We start from the raw sequence: 14,996 nt of genomic DNA on the forward strand, positions 1-14,996 counted from the left end.
TTAAAACTCCTTTTATTTTTATTTGTGAAACCCAAGATCAGCAGGATTAATATCTCCAGAAACGTGTTCTATTACTCCTCCTAACTCTTGAAATTTTACTCTTCTTAAACTTGTTTTTGAAATTAAATTTATTGTTTTTTCATTTAAAGAGGTTTTATTACAAGCTCCCTTTGACCAGTAATCAATAACTAATTTACTATCTCCAAAGATATGTTTATATCCTAATTTTAAAGCAATGTCAATGGCTAAATAAAGTCCAATCAATTCTCCATAATTATTAGTAGATCCCTTAGGAGCATGATAGTTTCCAAACTCATTTATCATATGTTCTGGCATAGTTTCATGAAGTAAAGAGGTACCAATGATATCAGTTACTCTAACTTCAACTCCAATTCCTCTACCAGTTCCAGCATCAAAATATATTCCTTCTTTAAGTGATTCTTTTAGAAGTTCAATTTTTTCTTTTTTGTTTTCATAAATCCCACCTTGATTTAACCATTCCCAAGCATCATTTTCTTTTTTAAAAGACTTGTACCTAGCGCCCTTTCCCTTAGTTTTTTTCTGACACTCTTCCCAAGTAGTAACAACTTCTTTAATATTTTCTCTTTCAATTATAAAAGCGTAGTATTTAGTAGCCATAAAACTCCTTTAAAATTTTTTATTATATTTTATCATAAATATGATAAACAAAGAAGAGAAATTGATAAAAAAATGTTGCAAAAAGTAGAATCTTATGGTAAAATCTTTTGTGATAAATAGAAAGATTTTAGGAAGGTGAAAAAGAATGAGAAAAGGAATTCATCCAGAATACAAAGTTATAACTGTTGATTGTACTTGTGGAGAAAAATTTGAAACAAGATCAACTTTAGCAAAGGGAGACGAGCTTAAAATAGCTGTATGTTCAAAATGTCACCCATTCTACACTGGAAAAGCTAAGTTCGTAGACGCGGCTGGAAGAGTAGAGCAATTTAACAAAAAATTCGGACTTAAAAAGTAAGGAAAAACGGGACTGGGTCCTGTTTTTTTTTAAGTATAAATATAAGAGGAGGCCAAAATGGCAGTAATAGAAATAAATCATCCATTAATCCAACACAAATTAACACACTTAAGAAACAAAGACACAGACACAAAATCATTTAGAGAGAATTTAACTGAAATTTCAAAATTAATGACATACGAAGTTACAAAAAACTTAGTATTAGAAGAAATAGAAGTAGAAACACCTCTAATGAAAACAATAGGTTATACTTTAGGAAAGAATATAGCTGTTGTGCCAATTTTAAGAGCAGGAATAGGAATGGTAGATGGACTAGTTTCATTAATTCCAAATGCAAAGATAGGACATATAGGAGTATATAGAGATGAGGAAACTCTTCAACCAGTATACTACTACTGTAAGCTTCCTGTTGATATTGATAAAAAGCAAGTTATCTTAGTAGATCCAATGTTAGCAACTGGTGGATCAGCAATATATGCTATTGATTACTTAAAAAATGCAGGAGTAAAAGATATTGTATTTATGTGTTTAGTAGCAGCTCCAGAAGGAATTGCAAAAGTATTACAAACACATCCAGATGTTTCAATTTACACAGCTAAAATTGACCAAGGTTTAGATAAGAACGGTTATATTTATCCAGGTTTAGGTGATTGTGGAGATAGAATATTTGGAACTAAATAATTAAAATATAAAGAGTTTCTTGATCAAATCAAGAAACTCTTTTTTACTTTAACATCATCTCACGAAACTCTTTAGCTGTCATTTTAGTTTTAGTGATAGCTTTTTCAGATTTTTGAGATTTTATAGCTTTTGGTGAATATAAAGAGTTTGTTAAACTATTTATATGTGTAATAGCAACAGCTATTGCATCAGCAGCATCATCTGGTTTTGGAATCTCATCTAACTTTAAGACTCTCTGAACCATAAGTTGAACTTGTTTTTTATCAGCTTTTCCATATCCAGTTATTCCCATTTTAACTTGTAAGGGAGTATAACTTTCTATTTTTAAACCATTTTTTCTTCCAGCTAGTAAAATAACTCCTCTAGCTTGGCCAACACTTATCACTGTTTTATTGTTTTTAAAGAAAAATAGTTCTTCTACAGCCATAAATTGTGGAGAAAATTTGTCAATAATTATTTCTAATTCATTAAAAATTTGTACGAGTCTATCCTCCATAGGAAGATCTTTATGTGTGTAAATACAACCATACTCTATAAGATTCATTTTATTTTCTTTAAAATCTAAAATAGAGTATCCTACAATGGCAGTTCCTGGGTCAATACCTAAAATTCTCAAAAAAATCACCTCTTAAAAAGTGTAGCATAGTCCATATAAAATATCTATTGTAAGTTGTGTGTAGTTTTTTTAGAATATGATATAATAAGGTAAAAAAGAATAAATAAAGGAGAAGAGTATATGATATTAGAGAGATCTATGGCTTCTAAATTAATAGAAGAGTTGAAAAAACAAAATAAAAAAGTTGTGTTTACAAATGGTTGTTTTGATATTTTACATGTAGGACACTTAACATATTTAAACGAAGCAAAAAGACAAGGAGATATTTTAATTGTAGGAGTAAATTCAGATTCTTCAGTTAAAAGATTAAAAGGTGAAAATAGACCAATAAATGGAGAGGTTGATAGAGCAGAACTACTTTGCGGATTGAAAGCAGTGGATTATACAGTTATTTTTCCAGAAGATACTCCTTGTGAACTACTAGATGATTTAAAACCATCTATTCATGTGAAAGGTGGAGATTATGAAAAAGATGATTTGCCAGAAACAAATATAGTTGAAAAAAATGGTGGAGAAGTTAGAATTTTAGGATTTGTAGAGGGAAAATCAACAACAAATATAGTTAATAAAATTCAAGGATAGGAGGTTATTATGAAAAAAAGAATGTCTTTTGAAGAGATAGATGAGTTTGCAAAAAAAATGGCAGATTATGCAACTGAAAATACAGTGATAGCTCTAATTGGAGATTTAGGAACTGGGAAAACTACTTTTAGTAAAACTTTTGCCAAAGCTTTTGGAATAAAGGAAAATCTGAAAAGTCCAACTTTTAATTATGTACTGGAGTATACTGATGGAAGATTGCCTTTATATCACTTTGATGTTTATAGAATGGGAAGTGCTGAAGAGATATATGAAATAGGGTATGAAGATTATATTAATAATGATGGAGTAGCATTAATTGAATGGGCAAATATTATTGAAACTGAATTGCCTAAGAAGTATATAAGAATAGAATTTTCATATATATATTGTGATGAGTGTGAAAATATAAGAGAAATAGAACTTGAATATATAGGTGATACAAAAAAAGAGGAGGAGATGTTAGAATATGTTGGTTTTAGCAATTGATACATCAACAAGTATAGGGACACTGGCCCTTTATGATGATAAGAAAGGTGTTATAGGAGAGATTACATTAAATGTAAAACAAAATCACTCTGCAATAACAATGACAACACTTGATTGTTTATTAACTCTTACAGGTGTAGATAAAAATGAAATAGATAAAGTAGCTGTAAGTACAGGACCAGGATCATTTACAGGAATTAGAATAGGAGTAGGTCTTGCAAAGGGTCTTGCTTATGCACTTAAAACTTCTATAGCAGGAATAAATGAACTTGACCTTTTAGCTAGTATGTATATAGGAGATAAAAAAATAGTTTCAATGTTAGATGCTAGAAAAGAGAGAGTATTTTGTGGAATATATAAGGGTAACTGTGATAAATTAACTTTAGAAGGTGAATATATGGCAGATGAGCTTGATATTATTTTAAATATGATAGATGAGGAAGCTATATTTGTAGGAGATGGAGCTTTTATATATAGAGATATTATAAAAGCAAAAATGGGAGATAAGGCAATATTTATGCCAAACTCATTAAATATTTCAAGAGCTTCTTTACTTGGAGAAATGGCTGTGGAAAAAGAGGATAATTTATTTACATTAGAACCGTATTATATTAGTAAATCTCAAGCTGAAAAAGAAAAAGAAAACAAAAATAAATAAAATAGAAAAATGTATGCAAACTAAGGAGGTAAAAATATGAAGTCAGTAAAATTAACAGATGACATCTATTGGGTAGGTGCCTTAAATCCAGAATTAAAAGTGTTTGATATTATAATGGAAACAGAGTTTGGAACAACATACAACTCCTACATAGTTAAAGGTAGCGAAAAAATAGCTGTATTTGAAACTGTAAAAGAGTATAAATTTGAAGAGTATTTAAAAAAAGTAGAAGATGCAATTGGTGATGTGAAAAAGATAGATTACATAATTCTTGATCATACAGAACCAGATCATACTGGTTCTGTTGGAAAACTTCTTGATTTAGTGCCTAATGCTAAAGTTGTTGGTTCTAGAAATACAATAGAATTTTTAGAAAATATATTAAATAAGAAGTTTGCTTATATAGTAGTTGAACACGGAGATACTTTATCTCTTGGAAATAAAACTTTAAAGTTTTTATCAGTTCCATTTTTACATTGGCCAGATTCGATTTATACATATATAGAGGAAGATAAAACACTTATAACCTGTGATTCTTTTGGAGCGCACTATAGTTTCAATGAAATAGTTATATCTAAACTTCCAGAAAGTGAAAGAAGAAATTATATGGTAGCTTTAAGATACTATTATATGTGTATTTTTGGTCCCTTTAAAAAATATATTATAGAAGCACTAGATAAAATAAAAGATTTAGAAATAAATCTTATCCTACCTGGACATGGTCCTGTTTTAGATAGTGAAATCAAAGGTATGTTAGAAACATATAGAGTGTGGTCAACTGAAACTAAAGAAGAAAGTCATAAAAAAATAATAATGCCTTATGTAACTGCTTATGGATATACAGAAGAGTTAGCAGAGGAAATTGAAAAGGGAATAAAAGATTATAATTCAAGTATAGAGGTTAAACCATATAAAATAGATGTTGGTAACTTTGGAAAATTAGAAGGTGAAATTTTAAGAGAGTTTAGTTCAGCTGATGGAATTTTATTTGGAAGCTCAACTATAAATGGAGATACACTTCCTTTAATTTGGAACCTTTTAACATCTTTAAATCCCATTGTAGATTCAGGGAAATATGTGTCTGCCTTTGGAAGTTATGGTTGGAGTGGAGAAGCTGTTCCAAATATTATAGATAGATTAGATCAACTTAGAATGAATGTTATTGATGGGATAAGAGTTAAATTTAGACCTTCAAGAGATGAATTAAATGAAGGGTACAATTTTGGAAAAACTTTTGCTGAATATATGTATCAAGAAAAGAAACCTGAAAGAGAGGCTGTAGAAGTGGAAGAGGACTTAAATCCAGATAAGAAATTAATGCTTTGGACTTGTACTGTTTGTGGAGAATCATATATTCAAATAGATGCACCTGATGTTTGTCCAGCTTGTGGAGTAGGAAAGGAATTTTTTGTTCCATCAGAAGTGGAAGAGCCACTTACTAAGGTAAATAAAGTTGAAAAAATTGTTATAATTGGTAGTGGAATTGGAGCAGTATCAGTTGCTCAAAGTATAAGAGAGAGAAATGATGGAGCAGTAGTTGAAATGTATTCTAAGGAGAGAGAGTATCCCTATTATAGAACTATGCTTTCAGATATGATAGGAGAGGATCTTTCAAGGGAGAAATTCTTAATTAAACCTGAAGATTGGTATAAGAAAAATAAGATAACTCTAAGACTTGGAGAGGGAGTAAGTTCTATCAGTTTTAAAGATAAAATAGTAAAGCTTCTTTCAGGGGAGAAAGTAACTTATGATAAACTTGTTTTAGCCAATGGAGCAAGACCGATGGTTCCAAATATGGGAAATCTAAATTTAGCTGGAATATTTACAATTAGAGAAAAAGTAGATTTAGATATGTTGAAAAAATATGCAGTTGGAAAAGAAAGAGCCGTTGTTGTTGGAGGGGGAATTCTTGGACTTGAATCTGCTTGTGGGTTAAAAGAGTTAGGACTTGAAGTATCAATTGTAGAGATGATGCAAAGGGTATTACCTAGACAACTTGATAGAGAGGGATCAGAACTATTTGAAAAATGTATTGAAAACAGTGGAGTAACATTATATAAAAATGCTAAAGTTGAAAAGTTTGAAGGAGATAACAAAGTAACAACAGTATGTTTGGAAAATGGGTTAAAACTAGATACTGATTTAGTTATTATTAGTTCGGGAATTGTTCCAAATAAAGATTTGGTGGAAAATACAGGTATAATGGTAAATAGAGGAATCGTTGTTAATGAGAAAATGGAAACGTCAATGGAAGATGTCTATGCTTGCGGAGATGTAGCTGAATACAACGGAACAGTAATGGGGCTTTGGCAAGTTGCAATCGAACAAGGTAAAGTTGTAGGTGCAAATATTTGTGGAGATGAAAAAACGTATACAGAACAAATACAACCTGTAACTTTTGAAGGAATGGATACTATGATATTTTCCGCAGGAGGAGTTTTAGAAACAGAGGATTCTCTTAGTGAAAAAAATGAAAAATATTTAAAATATAAGAAAGTTTATTTTAAAAATGATGAAATTTTATCAGGAATATTAATAGGAGATATCCAAAAAGGAACAGTGATTTTAAATGGAATAAAAGATAGAGAAAATAAAGTTCGTATACTGAATAAATTATATAAGTAAAGGCGAATTAAATTGACAAATATGTATCTCTGTGTTAGAGTACAAGTATAAAAACATATAGATTTAATAGGAAGTTTTCCGTATTAAGGAGGAAGAAAAGATGGCAAATGTATTAACTTTAAATAACTCTAATTTTAAAAATGAAGTAATTGAAAAAAAAGGTATTGTTTTAGTTGATTTCTGGGCAGATTGGTGTGGACCTTGTAAGATGTTAGCTCCAATTTTAGAGGAATTATCTTCTGAAACGTCAGCAGTAATAGGAAAAGTAAATGTAGATGAAAGTGGAGATTTAGCTGGAGAGTACGGAATCAGAAGTATCCCAACAATGATAATATTCAAAGATGGAGAGAAAGTAGATCAAATCGTAGGGTTAAGACAAAAGTCTGAACTTATAGAAAAGCTAAATTCTTACTAAAAAGTATAAATAATAAATAAAAAAAGAGGTTGCTAGTGGCAACCTCTTTTGTTTTATGATATAATTTATACTACAAATACTAAAAAATAGGAGGTCCAAGTGAAAAGAAAAATTTATTTTGTGTTAGCTTTAATTATTGTCACCTTGACAAGTTTGGGAGCTGAAGATAAAGATATTGAAAAATCAATGAATGAAGTTGAAATAGATTTGAACTCAGATACTTTAACATCAACAGATGGAGTAAATGTTAAGTATGGTCCATTAAAGGTTAAGGCTTTTAATGTAAGAAGAGACAAAGCCCAAAATAAAGCATACATTCCAGGTGATTTTTTCTTAGAAGTGGATGAACCAACAGGAAACTTAAGGATAGATTCTTCCAATGGAGAGTTTGATTTAAGTGGAGATAAAGGAAGTTTTGGGAAGACTTTTGGATACCTAGAGGTTGGACAGGTAACTGGAGCAGAAAAACCAAATGATAGAATATATTTTGGAGGAGAAAAAACCCAATATGAGGGTGGGAAAACCTATTTAAGAGATGCTTGGTTTACAACAGATCCTAAAATATTAAAAACAAGAGATGCAAATAGAGTGGGATACCACTTACAATCAGATATAATAGTAATTGAGCCAGATAAGCAAGTGACCTTTAAGGGGTCTAATTTATATTTAGGAGATAAGGATGTTTTACCATTCTCAATACCTTGGTATAGATTTAACATAAGACAAGGTTCAGAAGTGCCTTTATTCCCAAGTTGGGGTAATGATGACGATTACGGTTGGTTTGTAACATCTGGGGTACTATTTGGAGATAAAGATTCAAAATATAGAGGTGGATTTGCACCTAAGTATGGAGATCAAATTGGACTTATGATTGGTAGAATGGAAAACTGGTATAAGTTTGACAAATATGGAGAAAGTCGTTTAAACATAAATGACTGGTTAATAGATAAAAAAAGAGATGAAAGAGATCCTGAAAGAAGTTTTAATAGGTGGAATGTAAACTATAGTCACAACTATACAGGCGAGTATGGATTCTTAAATTTAAACTATAAAAATGCAACATATAATATGATACCAACTATGGATGATGCTATTGATGATTACTTTAGAGGAAAAGAGGATAGTGGAAATGGTTGGAAATATGTAAATGGAGTACCTGATAAGGGTGGAAGTTTAGGTTTCTATAACTTGGACACTGAACTAACGGGACTTGGAGAAGATAAGGATATATCTATAAAGTCAAAGGTTAACTTAGTATCTGACAAAAAAGCTTACGGAGTAATAGTAGCTGACAATTTAGATGATATGGATTATGGAACATCTAAAGATTATGATTTAATGAGTGATGTTTCAATTAAAAAAGAAAATAAAAAATATTCAATGGGAGCATATTATAATTATCTATATGATATGGATCCTGGTTCTACAAAAGAGGATACTCAATCTAGAGGTGAAAACTTTGGATTTAACTTTAATGATAAAGTGAATAAGATAGATATGTCTTATGACCAAAAAACTGGGGATAAATACAGAGAGTTAAACTCTTGGGAGAGAGACCCTAACTTTAGTAAACTTGATAATAATGGTGTATTTGGAATAGAATATGATTATACACCTTGGACAGTTTCTGAATATAGTATATACAATAGTCGTAATGGGAAAGTAACTCTTGGAGAGTATAACCTTTATGGAGATATAAACTATAAAGTAGGATATACTTATTCTCAATTTGAGCATAAATTAGACTTAGGAAATGATCCGTTTAGAGAAAAAGCTAAAGTGGGATATGGAAAGAAAAGAAATTATAGAGATGTAGAATATAACAGATATAAAGATATTATCTATAATAAAACAACAGAACAAAGAGCTTTTGTAGACTTTATGTATGATAGCTATAAACTTACTCTAGCTGGAGGTAACACTCAAGAGGAGATATGGGATAGAGAGGGAATATATAATAAGGAAGCTTGGGCATCAAAGTCGTATGAAATTTATATAAATAACTCTAATTTCTATGAAGTTGGTTTATCTAATGATAAAATAGAGTTAGGACCTCTTGGAAACTTAGAATTATATGGAAATACAAGATTTGATCAGTATGATAAAGGTTATAAGGATACAAGAGAAGTATCTACAGATGATTCATCTATAAGATATAGAGCAGGATTGGCTCATGATTTAACACTATTTGATAATACATTAAATAGAGATAGATTAACAGATATTACCTTAACCAATAGATTAACTTATATGTATCAAGACTACTCATATGGTTCAGGTGGAGATTTCTCAAGAGACTTAAGACTTAGACAGAAAGAAAATATAAATCAAGTTGGAGATACAATAACCTTTGATCTTGGAAATACAAAAACTATCTACTCAATAGATTATAAAAATATTGAAAGAGCAAGTACAGGAGATAAAAAAGGAGAAGTATTAAATCAAAAATTAGATTTCTTAATAGATGATGAAAATACTTTTGGACTTGATTATGGATATGATAAAAGATTTACTGATAGAGATGGAAAAAGTACAATAAAAAATTATAATGATCTTACTTTTGAAAATTATGGTGCTCATTATGGTTATAAAAATAACTATTTCTATTATAAAAATCGTAATATTGACTCTAATTTAACTGAGCTTACATTAGTAGATAAAACTAGAGAAAAAATAGATGAAAATGTCTATGGATACACATATACTTTTGGTGAAGATAAATTAAATCTTGAGTATATAGAGGGTAAAACAAACAGAAATGAAATAGATGAAAATATCGATAAAAAAATAATAGATGGATCTAATAAAACATATTCAGTTTCATATATTAATGGTGGAGATGTAGAACATGCTTATAGAGCAAGTTATGAAGATTATAATAATAGAGGGGATAGAAATTCATTATTAGATACATATAACTCTGATGTAACATTCCTATCTTATTCATATAAGGATAAACGTTTCTCTGATAAAGAGTTAGTAGCTTATGCTGAATCTGAATATAATAAAAGACCTGATGAACTTACAAGTGTTGAAATAGATAGAATTAGACAAGTTTTACAAGATAGAAACAACTCTAGAAGTTCTGAAAGATTTAACTTAAATAGAATAATTGATGATAGAATGTATTTTGGAGATTATAAAAGAAGTTTCTATACTTCTCTTATGATGCAAAGAAATGATAAAAGATATGAGCAAACAGGAAATTATTTAGATTCATTAGAAGAGTTAGAAGGAAGATTCTTCTATTCTCGTGATAGAATTGGTATAGGATATATTTATAATCAAAAATCTTCATGGGATGGAAGTAGAACGAAGTGGAGTGATACAGAAAGAGAGCATGAGTTTAGTTTAAATGCTAAAGTTGGAAAACCTAGTGAAGGTTGGAGAACGAAGGCATATGTTAAATTCTATGATCAACTTCATGGAGTTGAAAAGAATGGAAGAAGTACATTTGATGGATTTGGAATGGAAGTTGGAAAAGAGTTTGGATACTATGAATGGGCAATTGCTTATGAAAGAGATTATTCGTATAGAACAAAAGATTACGAATGGAAAACAGCTATCCAATTTAAACTTCTAACATTCCCAACAAATAATATATTTGGAATAGGTGCATCTACTGATACAGATAAGAAAACATCACCAGATACATATTTGTTCAATGGAATAAAAATAGATGATATAGATTAATAAAAAAGGAGAGGATAACATGAAAGTAATATTACCAAGTGGAGATATAAAAGAATTTGAAAACAGTGTGAATATGTTTGAGGTTGCTAAGTCAATTAGCAACTCTCTTGCTAAAAAAGCTATTGGAGCAAAAGTTGATGGAGTGAATGTAGATATGGGCTATATTTTAGATAGAGATGCTAATATTGAAATAATTACACCAGAAACTGAAGAGGGAGTAGAAATATTAAAACACTCAACAGCTCACCTTTTAGCACAAGCTGTAATTAGATTATTCCCAGGAACTAAAGTGGCAATAGGGCCATCTATAGAGAATGGATTCTATTATGACTTTGATCCAGCTGAGCAGTTTACAGATGAAGATTTAGAAAAAATTGAAGCTGAAATGAAAAAAATAGTAAAAGAGAACATAAAAGTTGAAAGAATAGAGATGGTTAGAGAGGAAGCTATTGAGCACTTTAAAAATCTTGGAGAGCCTTATAAAGTTGAGATAATAGAGAGCATTCCAGCAAATGAAATGTTAACTTTCTATAAGCAAGGAGACTTTATTGATCTTTGCAGAGGACCACATGTACCATCAACTTCATACTTAAAAGCATTTAAATTAAAATCTGTTGCTGGAGCTTATTGGAGAGGGGACTCTAACAATAAGATGCTTCAAAGAATATATGGTTTTGCTTTTGCAAATGAAGCACAATTAAAAGCTCACTTAAAATTCTTAGAGGAAGCTGAAAAGAGAGATCATAGAAGATTAGGTAAAGAGTTAGAACTATTCTTTACAAGTGATTTTGGACCAGGATTCCCATTCTTCCTACCAAATGGTATGAAAATGAGAAATGTGTTAACTGATCTTTGGAGAAGAGAGCATGAGAAAGCTGGATATGAAATGATCCAAACTCCAATTATGTTAAATAAAGAGTTATGGGAAACTTCAGGACACTGGATGAACTATAGAGAAAATATGTATACATCTGTAATTGATGAAACTGAATTTGCTATAAAACCAATGAACTGTCCAGGTGGAGTATTAGTTTATAAATATGGAATGCATTCATATAAAGATTTACCAATTAGAGCAGGAGAGTTAGGAATAGTTCATAGACATGAGTTCTCAGGAGCTTTACATGGTCTTATGAGAGTTAGAAACTTCACTCAAGATGATGCTCATATATTTATGACACCAGACCAAATTGAAGAAGAGATTATAGGAGTAGTAAACTTAATAGATAAATTCTATAGAGGATTATTTGGATTTGAATACTCAATAGAGTTATCAACTAGACCTGAAAAAGCTATAGGAGATCAAGAGATTTGGGACAAGGCTGAATCTGCACTTGAAGGAGCACTTAAAAAGTTAGGAAGAGATTATAAATTAAATCCAGGAGATGGAGCATTCTATGGTCCAAAACTTGACTTTAAAATAAGAGATGCTATTGGAAGAACTTGGCAGTGTGGAACTATCCAGCTTGACTTTAATTTACCTGAGAGATTTGATATCTCTTATGTTGGAGAAGATGGAGAGAAACATAGACCAGTAATGATTCATAGAGTTGTTTATGGTTCACTTGAAAGATTTATGGGAATATTAATAGAGCACTATGCAGGAGCTTTCCCTACTTGGTTAGCACCATGTCAAGTAAAAGTATTAACTATAAATGATGAAGTTATACCTTACTCAGAAGAGTTAGTAACTATGTTAAAAGAAGCAGGAATAAGAGCTGAAATAGATACAAGAGCTGAATCTATTGGATATAAAATAAGAGAAGCTAACGGAAGATATAAAGTGCCAGTACAATTAATTATTGGTAAAAATGAAGTTGAAAATAGAGAGGTTAATGTAAGAAGATTTGGTTCTAAAGATCAAGAATCAATGTCACTAGAAGCTTTTGTTGAAATGATAAAAGCTGAAGCTACACCTACTTTTAAAGACTAAAAGATAAACAGGCTATAGAGCCTGTTTTTTCTTGCATTTTTATAAAAAATAGAGTAGAATATTATGCAAAAGAAAATAAAATTAGATGTTCGTAACCCTCCATCTTTAAAAAACTAGGCTTGATATTGAAAAATACAAGGGGAAAATGTCCCCTTTTTTAAATTTGAGCAGAGTTTATCTGCTCTTTTTTTATTTACAAAAAGGAGAGAAATATGGGAATTAGATATAATAAAATTGAAGAGAAAAACAACAAAAGAGAGATAGTTCTGCTAAAAGGGTATCCTTGTAAATATGGAAAATGTAGTTTTTGTAACTATATAGAGGATAACTCTACAGATGAAAGTGAAATAGAAAAAATAAATTTTGAAACATTAGAGGAGGTGACTGGAGAATATGGAGCACTGGAAGTTATTAACTCTGGTTCTGTCTTTGAGCTTCCTAGCTCTACACTGGAAAAGATAAGAGAAGTTGTTATAAAGAAGAATATAAAACTAGTTTACTTTGAAATATATTATGGATATAAAAAGAGATTAAATGAAATCCGTAATATGTTTAAAGGTATAGATATTCGTTTTAGAATGGGTATGGAAACATTTGACAATGATTTTAGAATAAATGTTTATAATAAAAACTTTAATATTACTGAAAAAGAGTGTGAAGAGTTGGGATTAGATTTATATTCTGTTTGTCTTTTAATATGTGTAAAAGGTCAAACAAAAGAGATGATAGAAAGAGATATTGAACTTGGACTTAAATACTTTAAAAGTATAACTGTAAATATTTTTATAAATAATGGAACAAAGGTTGAAAGAGATGATGAACTTGTAAAATGGTTTGTAGAAAAATATAGACATTTACAAGATGATAAAAGAGTGGAACTTTTAATAGATAATAAAGATCTTGGAGTTTTTGAACAATAATAGGAGGGATAATGAGGAACGAGTTATTATGGGCTTTAATGTTAATGGTGAATTTTTTAAGTATAATATTTGTGTATAAGAAATTTGGAAAAATAGGGTTGTTTGTATGGGTTCCAATTAGTAGCATCCTAGCAAATATTCAAGTTGTACTTCTTGTTAATTTATTTGGACTTGAAACAACACTTGGAAATATAATGTATGCAGGTGGGTTTTTAGTAACAGATATTTTAGCTGAAAATTATGGGGAAAAGGATGCAAAAAAAGCTGTAAAATTAGGGTTTTTTAGTATGGTGGTGACAGCTATAATTATGAAAATAGCAGTATCCTTTAATCCAAGTGCAGTTCAACAAGGAGCAGAAAATTTTAGAAGTTTAAAAATGATATTTGATTTTATGCCAAGAATACTATTTGCAGGTCTTGTAGCTTATGGAGTTTCTCAAAAACATGATGTATGGGCATATGAGTTTTGGAGAGCTAAATTTCCAGAGAAAAAGCATATTTGGATAAGAAATAATGCCAGTACTCTTGTGAGTCAATTGATAGATAATTTTATTTTTACAGCAATAGCTTTTGCAGGAGTATATCCTATGCATGTATTAGTGGAGATATTTATTTCAACTTATATTATGAAGGTAATTGTAGCTTTAATGGATACACCTTTTGTATATCTTGCGAGGCACTTAAAAGATAATAAAAAAATTGTAGAAAATATATTAGCTTAAAAAAATACTGAGATTTCAGTATTTTTTTTATGTTTTTTTATTGTCATATAAGAGTAGAAGTTATCATATATGATAATTTTATACTTCAAATGATAACTATATTGGTCCGTTATGTTCTTTAGTAGAACAAAAGTTGTTGACATAATTTCGAAATAGGACTATACTATCTTTGTGAATGACGAAAAGTAAACACAGAATTTACATATGGAGGATTTAATGAAAACACTAACAGATAAACCAGGAATCACTTTAATAAAAGCGGGTTCATTTAAATTAAATGATTTAAGTAAATTACTAGAAGTAAAAGGACTAAAAAGTGATATGGCAGAAGTTGCTGTAACTAATAATAGTGCTCCACTAGCAATTGGACAATTTACAATGTCTCCAGGAGTAGAGTTTGAATATTTTTATGATGCAGTTGAGTATAAAGTTGTAACAAAAGGTAAAATTGTAATGCGTGATACAGAAGGTAATAAATATATTGGAGAGGTTGGAGATGTTATTTTATTCTCGCCAAATGTTAAGGTTATTTTTGACGCAGAAAGTGATGGAGAAGCTATATATACAGCTCATCGTCAAGCAGCAGAAGATTTTGCTCCTGCAAAATAGAAAGATAAAAAATTAAAAATTAATATACGGAGGTAACACAATGCAAAGATTTACAATCC

The 14,996-nt window shown here is 30.1% G+C and carries 14 protein-coding genes; 12 read left to right on the forward strand and 2 right to left on the reverse strand.

Going from position 1 to position 14,996, the window contains the following annotated elements:
- Window positions 1–18 precede the first annotated feature (18 nt).
- The gene (locus Q0V09_RS01460) at window positions 19–639 is read right to left on the reverse strand and encodes a ribonuclease H family protein (protein WP_297404363.1); all 621 of its coding nucleotides are present in this window, start codon (window positions 637–639) and stop codon (window positions 19–21) included.
- 145 nt (window positions 640–784) lie between these two features.
- On the opposite strand from Q0V09_RS01460, the gene rpmE reads away from it, so the two are divergent.
- Together rpmE and upp are read left to right on the forward strand one after the other, a co-directional pair.
- Window positions 785–997 carry a 50S ribosomal protein L31 gene (rpmE, locus tag Q0V09_RS01465; protein WP_297404365.1) on the forward strand — a complete coding sequence of 71 codons (213 nt, stop codon included), beginning with the start codon at window positions 785–787 and terminating at the stop codon, window positions 995–997.
- A gap of 57 nt (window positions 998–1,054) precedes the next feature.
- Entirely contained in the window at window positions 1,055–1,678 is a 624-nt protein-coding gene (upp, locus tag Q0V09_RS01470) for a uracil phosphoribosyltransferase (protein ID WP_297404367.1), read from the forward strand.
- Window positions 1,679–1,721: 43 nt separating this feature from the next.
- On the opposite strand, the gene ruvC is transcribed toward upp, so the two are convergent.
- Window positions 1,722–2,294, reverse strand: coding sequence for a crossover junction endodeoxyribonuclease RuvC (gene ruvC, locus Q0V09_RS01475; protein WP_297404369.1), 573 nt, complete (start codon window positions 2,292–2,294; stop codon window positions 1,722–1,724).
- Between the two features lie 120 nt (window positions 2,295–2,414).
- Between ruvC and rfaE2 the strand changes: the two genes are divergently transcribed.
- From rfaE2 to Q0V09_RS01525, 10 genes are all read left to right on the forward strand, one after another.
- Entirely contained in the window at window positions 2,415–2,876 is a 462-nt protein-coding gene (rfaE2, locus tag Q0V09_RS01480) for a D-glycero-beta-D-manno-heptose 1-phosphate adenylyltransferase (protein WP_297404372.1), read from the forward strand.
- 9 nt (window positions 2,877–2,885) lie between these two features.
- Window positions 2,886–3,362: a tRNA (adenosine(37)-N6)-threonylcarbamoyltransferase complex ATPase subunit type 1 TsaE gene (gene tsaE / locus Q0V09_RS01485; RefSeq protein WP_297404374.1), complete on the forward strand. Its 477-nt coding sequence runs from the start codon at window positions 2,886–2,888 to the stop codon at window positions 3,360–3,362.
- A complete protein-coding gene (gene tsaB / locus Q0V09_RS01490; protein WP_297404376.1) occupies window positions 3,343–4,020 on the forward strand; it encodes a tRNA (adenosine(37)-N6)-threonylcarbamoyltransferase complex dimerization subunit type 1 TsaB in 678 nt (225 codons plus the stop codon). The genes tsaE and tsaB overlap by 20 nt, the downstream gene beginning before the upstream one ends.
- 36 nt (window positions 4,021–4,056) lie before the next feature.
- Window positions 4,057–6,645 carry an FAD-dependent oxidoreductase gene (locus tag Q0V09_RS01495; RefSeq protein WP_297486820.1) on the forward strand — a complete coding sequence of 863 codons (2,589 nt, stop codon included), beginning with the start codon at window positions 4,057–4,059 and terminating at the stop codon, window positions 6,643–6,645.
- 100 nt (window positions 6,646–6,745) lie between these two features.
- The gene (gene trxA, locus Q0V09_RS01500) at window positions 6,746–7,060 is read left to right on the forward strand and encodes a thioredoxin (protein WP_297404380.1); all 315 of its coding nucleotides are present in this window, start codon (window positions 6,746–6,748) and stop codon (window positions 7,058–7,060) included.
- Between the two features lie 99 nt (window positions 7,061–7,159).
- The gene (locus Q0V09_RS01505) at window positions 7,160–10,753 is read left to right on the forward strand and encodes a hypothetical protein (RefSeq protein ID WP_297486824.1); all 3,594 of its coding nucleotides are present in this window, start codon (window positions 7,160–7,162) and stop codon (window positions 10,751–10,753) included.
- Window positions 10,754–10,772: 19 nt separating this feature from the next.
- Complete coding sequence (gene thrS / locus Q0V09_RS01510; RefSeq protein WP_297404383.1) at window positions 10,773–12,686, forward strand: threonine--tRNA ligase; 1,914 nt, start codon at window positions 10,773–10,775, stop codon at window positions 12,684–12,686.
- 212 nt (window positions 12,687–12,898) lie between these two features.
- Entirely contained in the window at window positions 12,899–13,606 is a 708-nt protein-coding gene (locus Q0V09_RS01515; RefSeq protein WP_297404385.1) for a radical SAM protein, read from the forward strand.
- An 11-nt stretch (window positions 13,607–13,617) separates the two neighbouring features.
- Window positions 13,618–14,328, forward strand: a complete 711-nt coding sequence (locus Q0V09_RS01520; protein ID WP_297404387.1) for a queuosine precursor transporter — start codon at window positions 13,618–13,620, stop codon at window positions 14,326–14,328.
- 216 nt (window positions 14,329–14,544) lie between these two features.
- A complete protein-coding gene (locus Q0V09_RS01525; RefSeq protein WP_297486827.1) occupies window positions 14,545–14,937 on the forward strand; it encodes a hypothetical protein in 393 nt (130 codons plus the stop codon).
- Window positions 14,938–14,996 lie beyond the last annotated feature (59 nt).

Source organism: uncultured Cetobacterium sp., assembly GCF_947039425.1.
Lineage (GTDB): Bacteria > Fusobacteriota > Fusobacteriia > Fusobacteriales > Fusobacteriaceae > Cetobacterium_A.

Bases quoted from the DNA above. Each gene is read 5' to 3' on its own strand.
- thrS (WP_297404383.1), top strand. From the start codon at position 10,773: ATGAAAGTAATATTACCAAGTGGAGATATAAAAGAATTTGAAAACAGT.
- rpmE (WP_297404365.1), top strand. From the start codon at position 785: ATGAGAAAAGGAATTCATCCAGAATACAAAGTTATAACTGTTGATTGT.
- tsaB (WP_297404376.1), top strand. From the start codon at position 3,343: ATGTTGGTTTTAGCAATTGATACATCAACAAGTATAGGGACACTGGCC.
- Q0V09_RS01520 (WP_297404387.1), top strand. From the start codon at position 13,618: ATGAGGAACGAGTTATTATGGGCTTTAATGTTAATGGTGAATTTTTTA.
- tsaE (WP_297404374.1), top strand. From the start codon at position 2,886: ATGAAAAAAAGAATGTCTTTTGAAGAGATAGATGAGTTTGCAAAAAAA.
- Q0V09_RS01495 (WP_297486820.1), top strand. From the start codon at position 4,057: ATGAAGTCAGTAAAATTAACAGATGACATCTATTGGGTAGGTGCCTTA.
- upp (WP_297404367.1), top strand. From the start codon at position 1,055: ATGGCAGTAATAGAAATAAATCATCCATTAATCCAACACAAATTAACA.
- rfaE2 (WP_297404372.1), top strand. From the start codon at position 2,415: ATGATATTAGAGAGATCTATGGCTTCTAAATTAATAGAAGAGTTGAAA.
- Q0V09_RS01515 (WP_297404385.1), top strand. From the start codon at position 12,899: ATGGGAATTAGATATAATAAAATTGAAGAGAAAAACAACAAAAGAGAG.
- trxA (WP_297404380.1), top strand. From the start codon at position 6,746: ATGGCAAATGTATTAACTTTAAATAACTCTAATTTTAAAAATGAAGTA.
- Q0V09_RS01525 (WP_297486827.1), top strand. From the start codon at position 14,545: ATGAAAACACTAACAGATAAACCAGGAATCACTTTAATAAAAGCGGGT.
- Q0V09_RS01460 (WP_297404363.1), bottom strand. From the start codon at position 639: ATGGCTACTAAATACTACGCTTTTATAATTGAAAGAGAAAATATTAAA.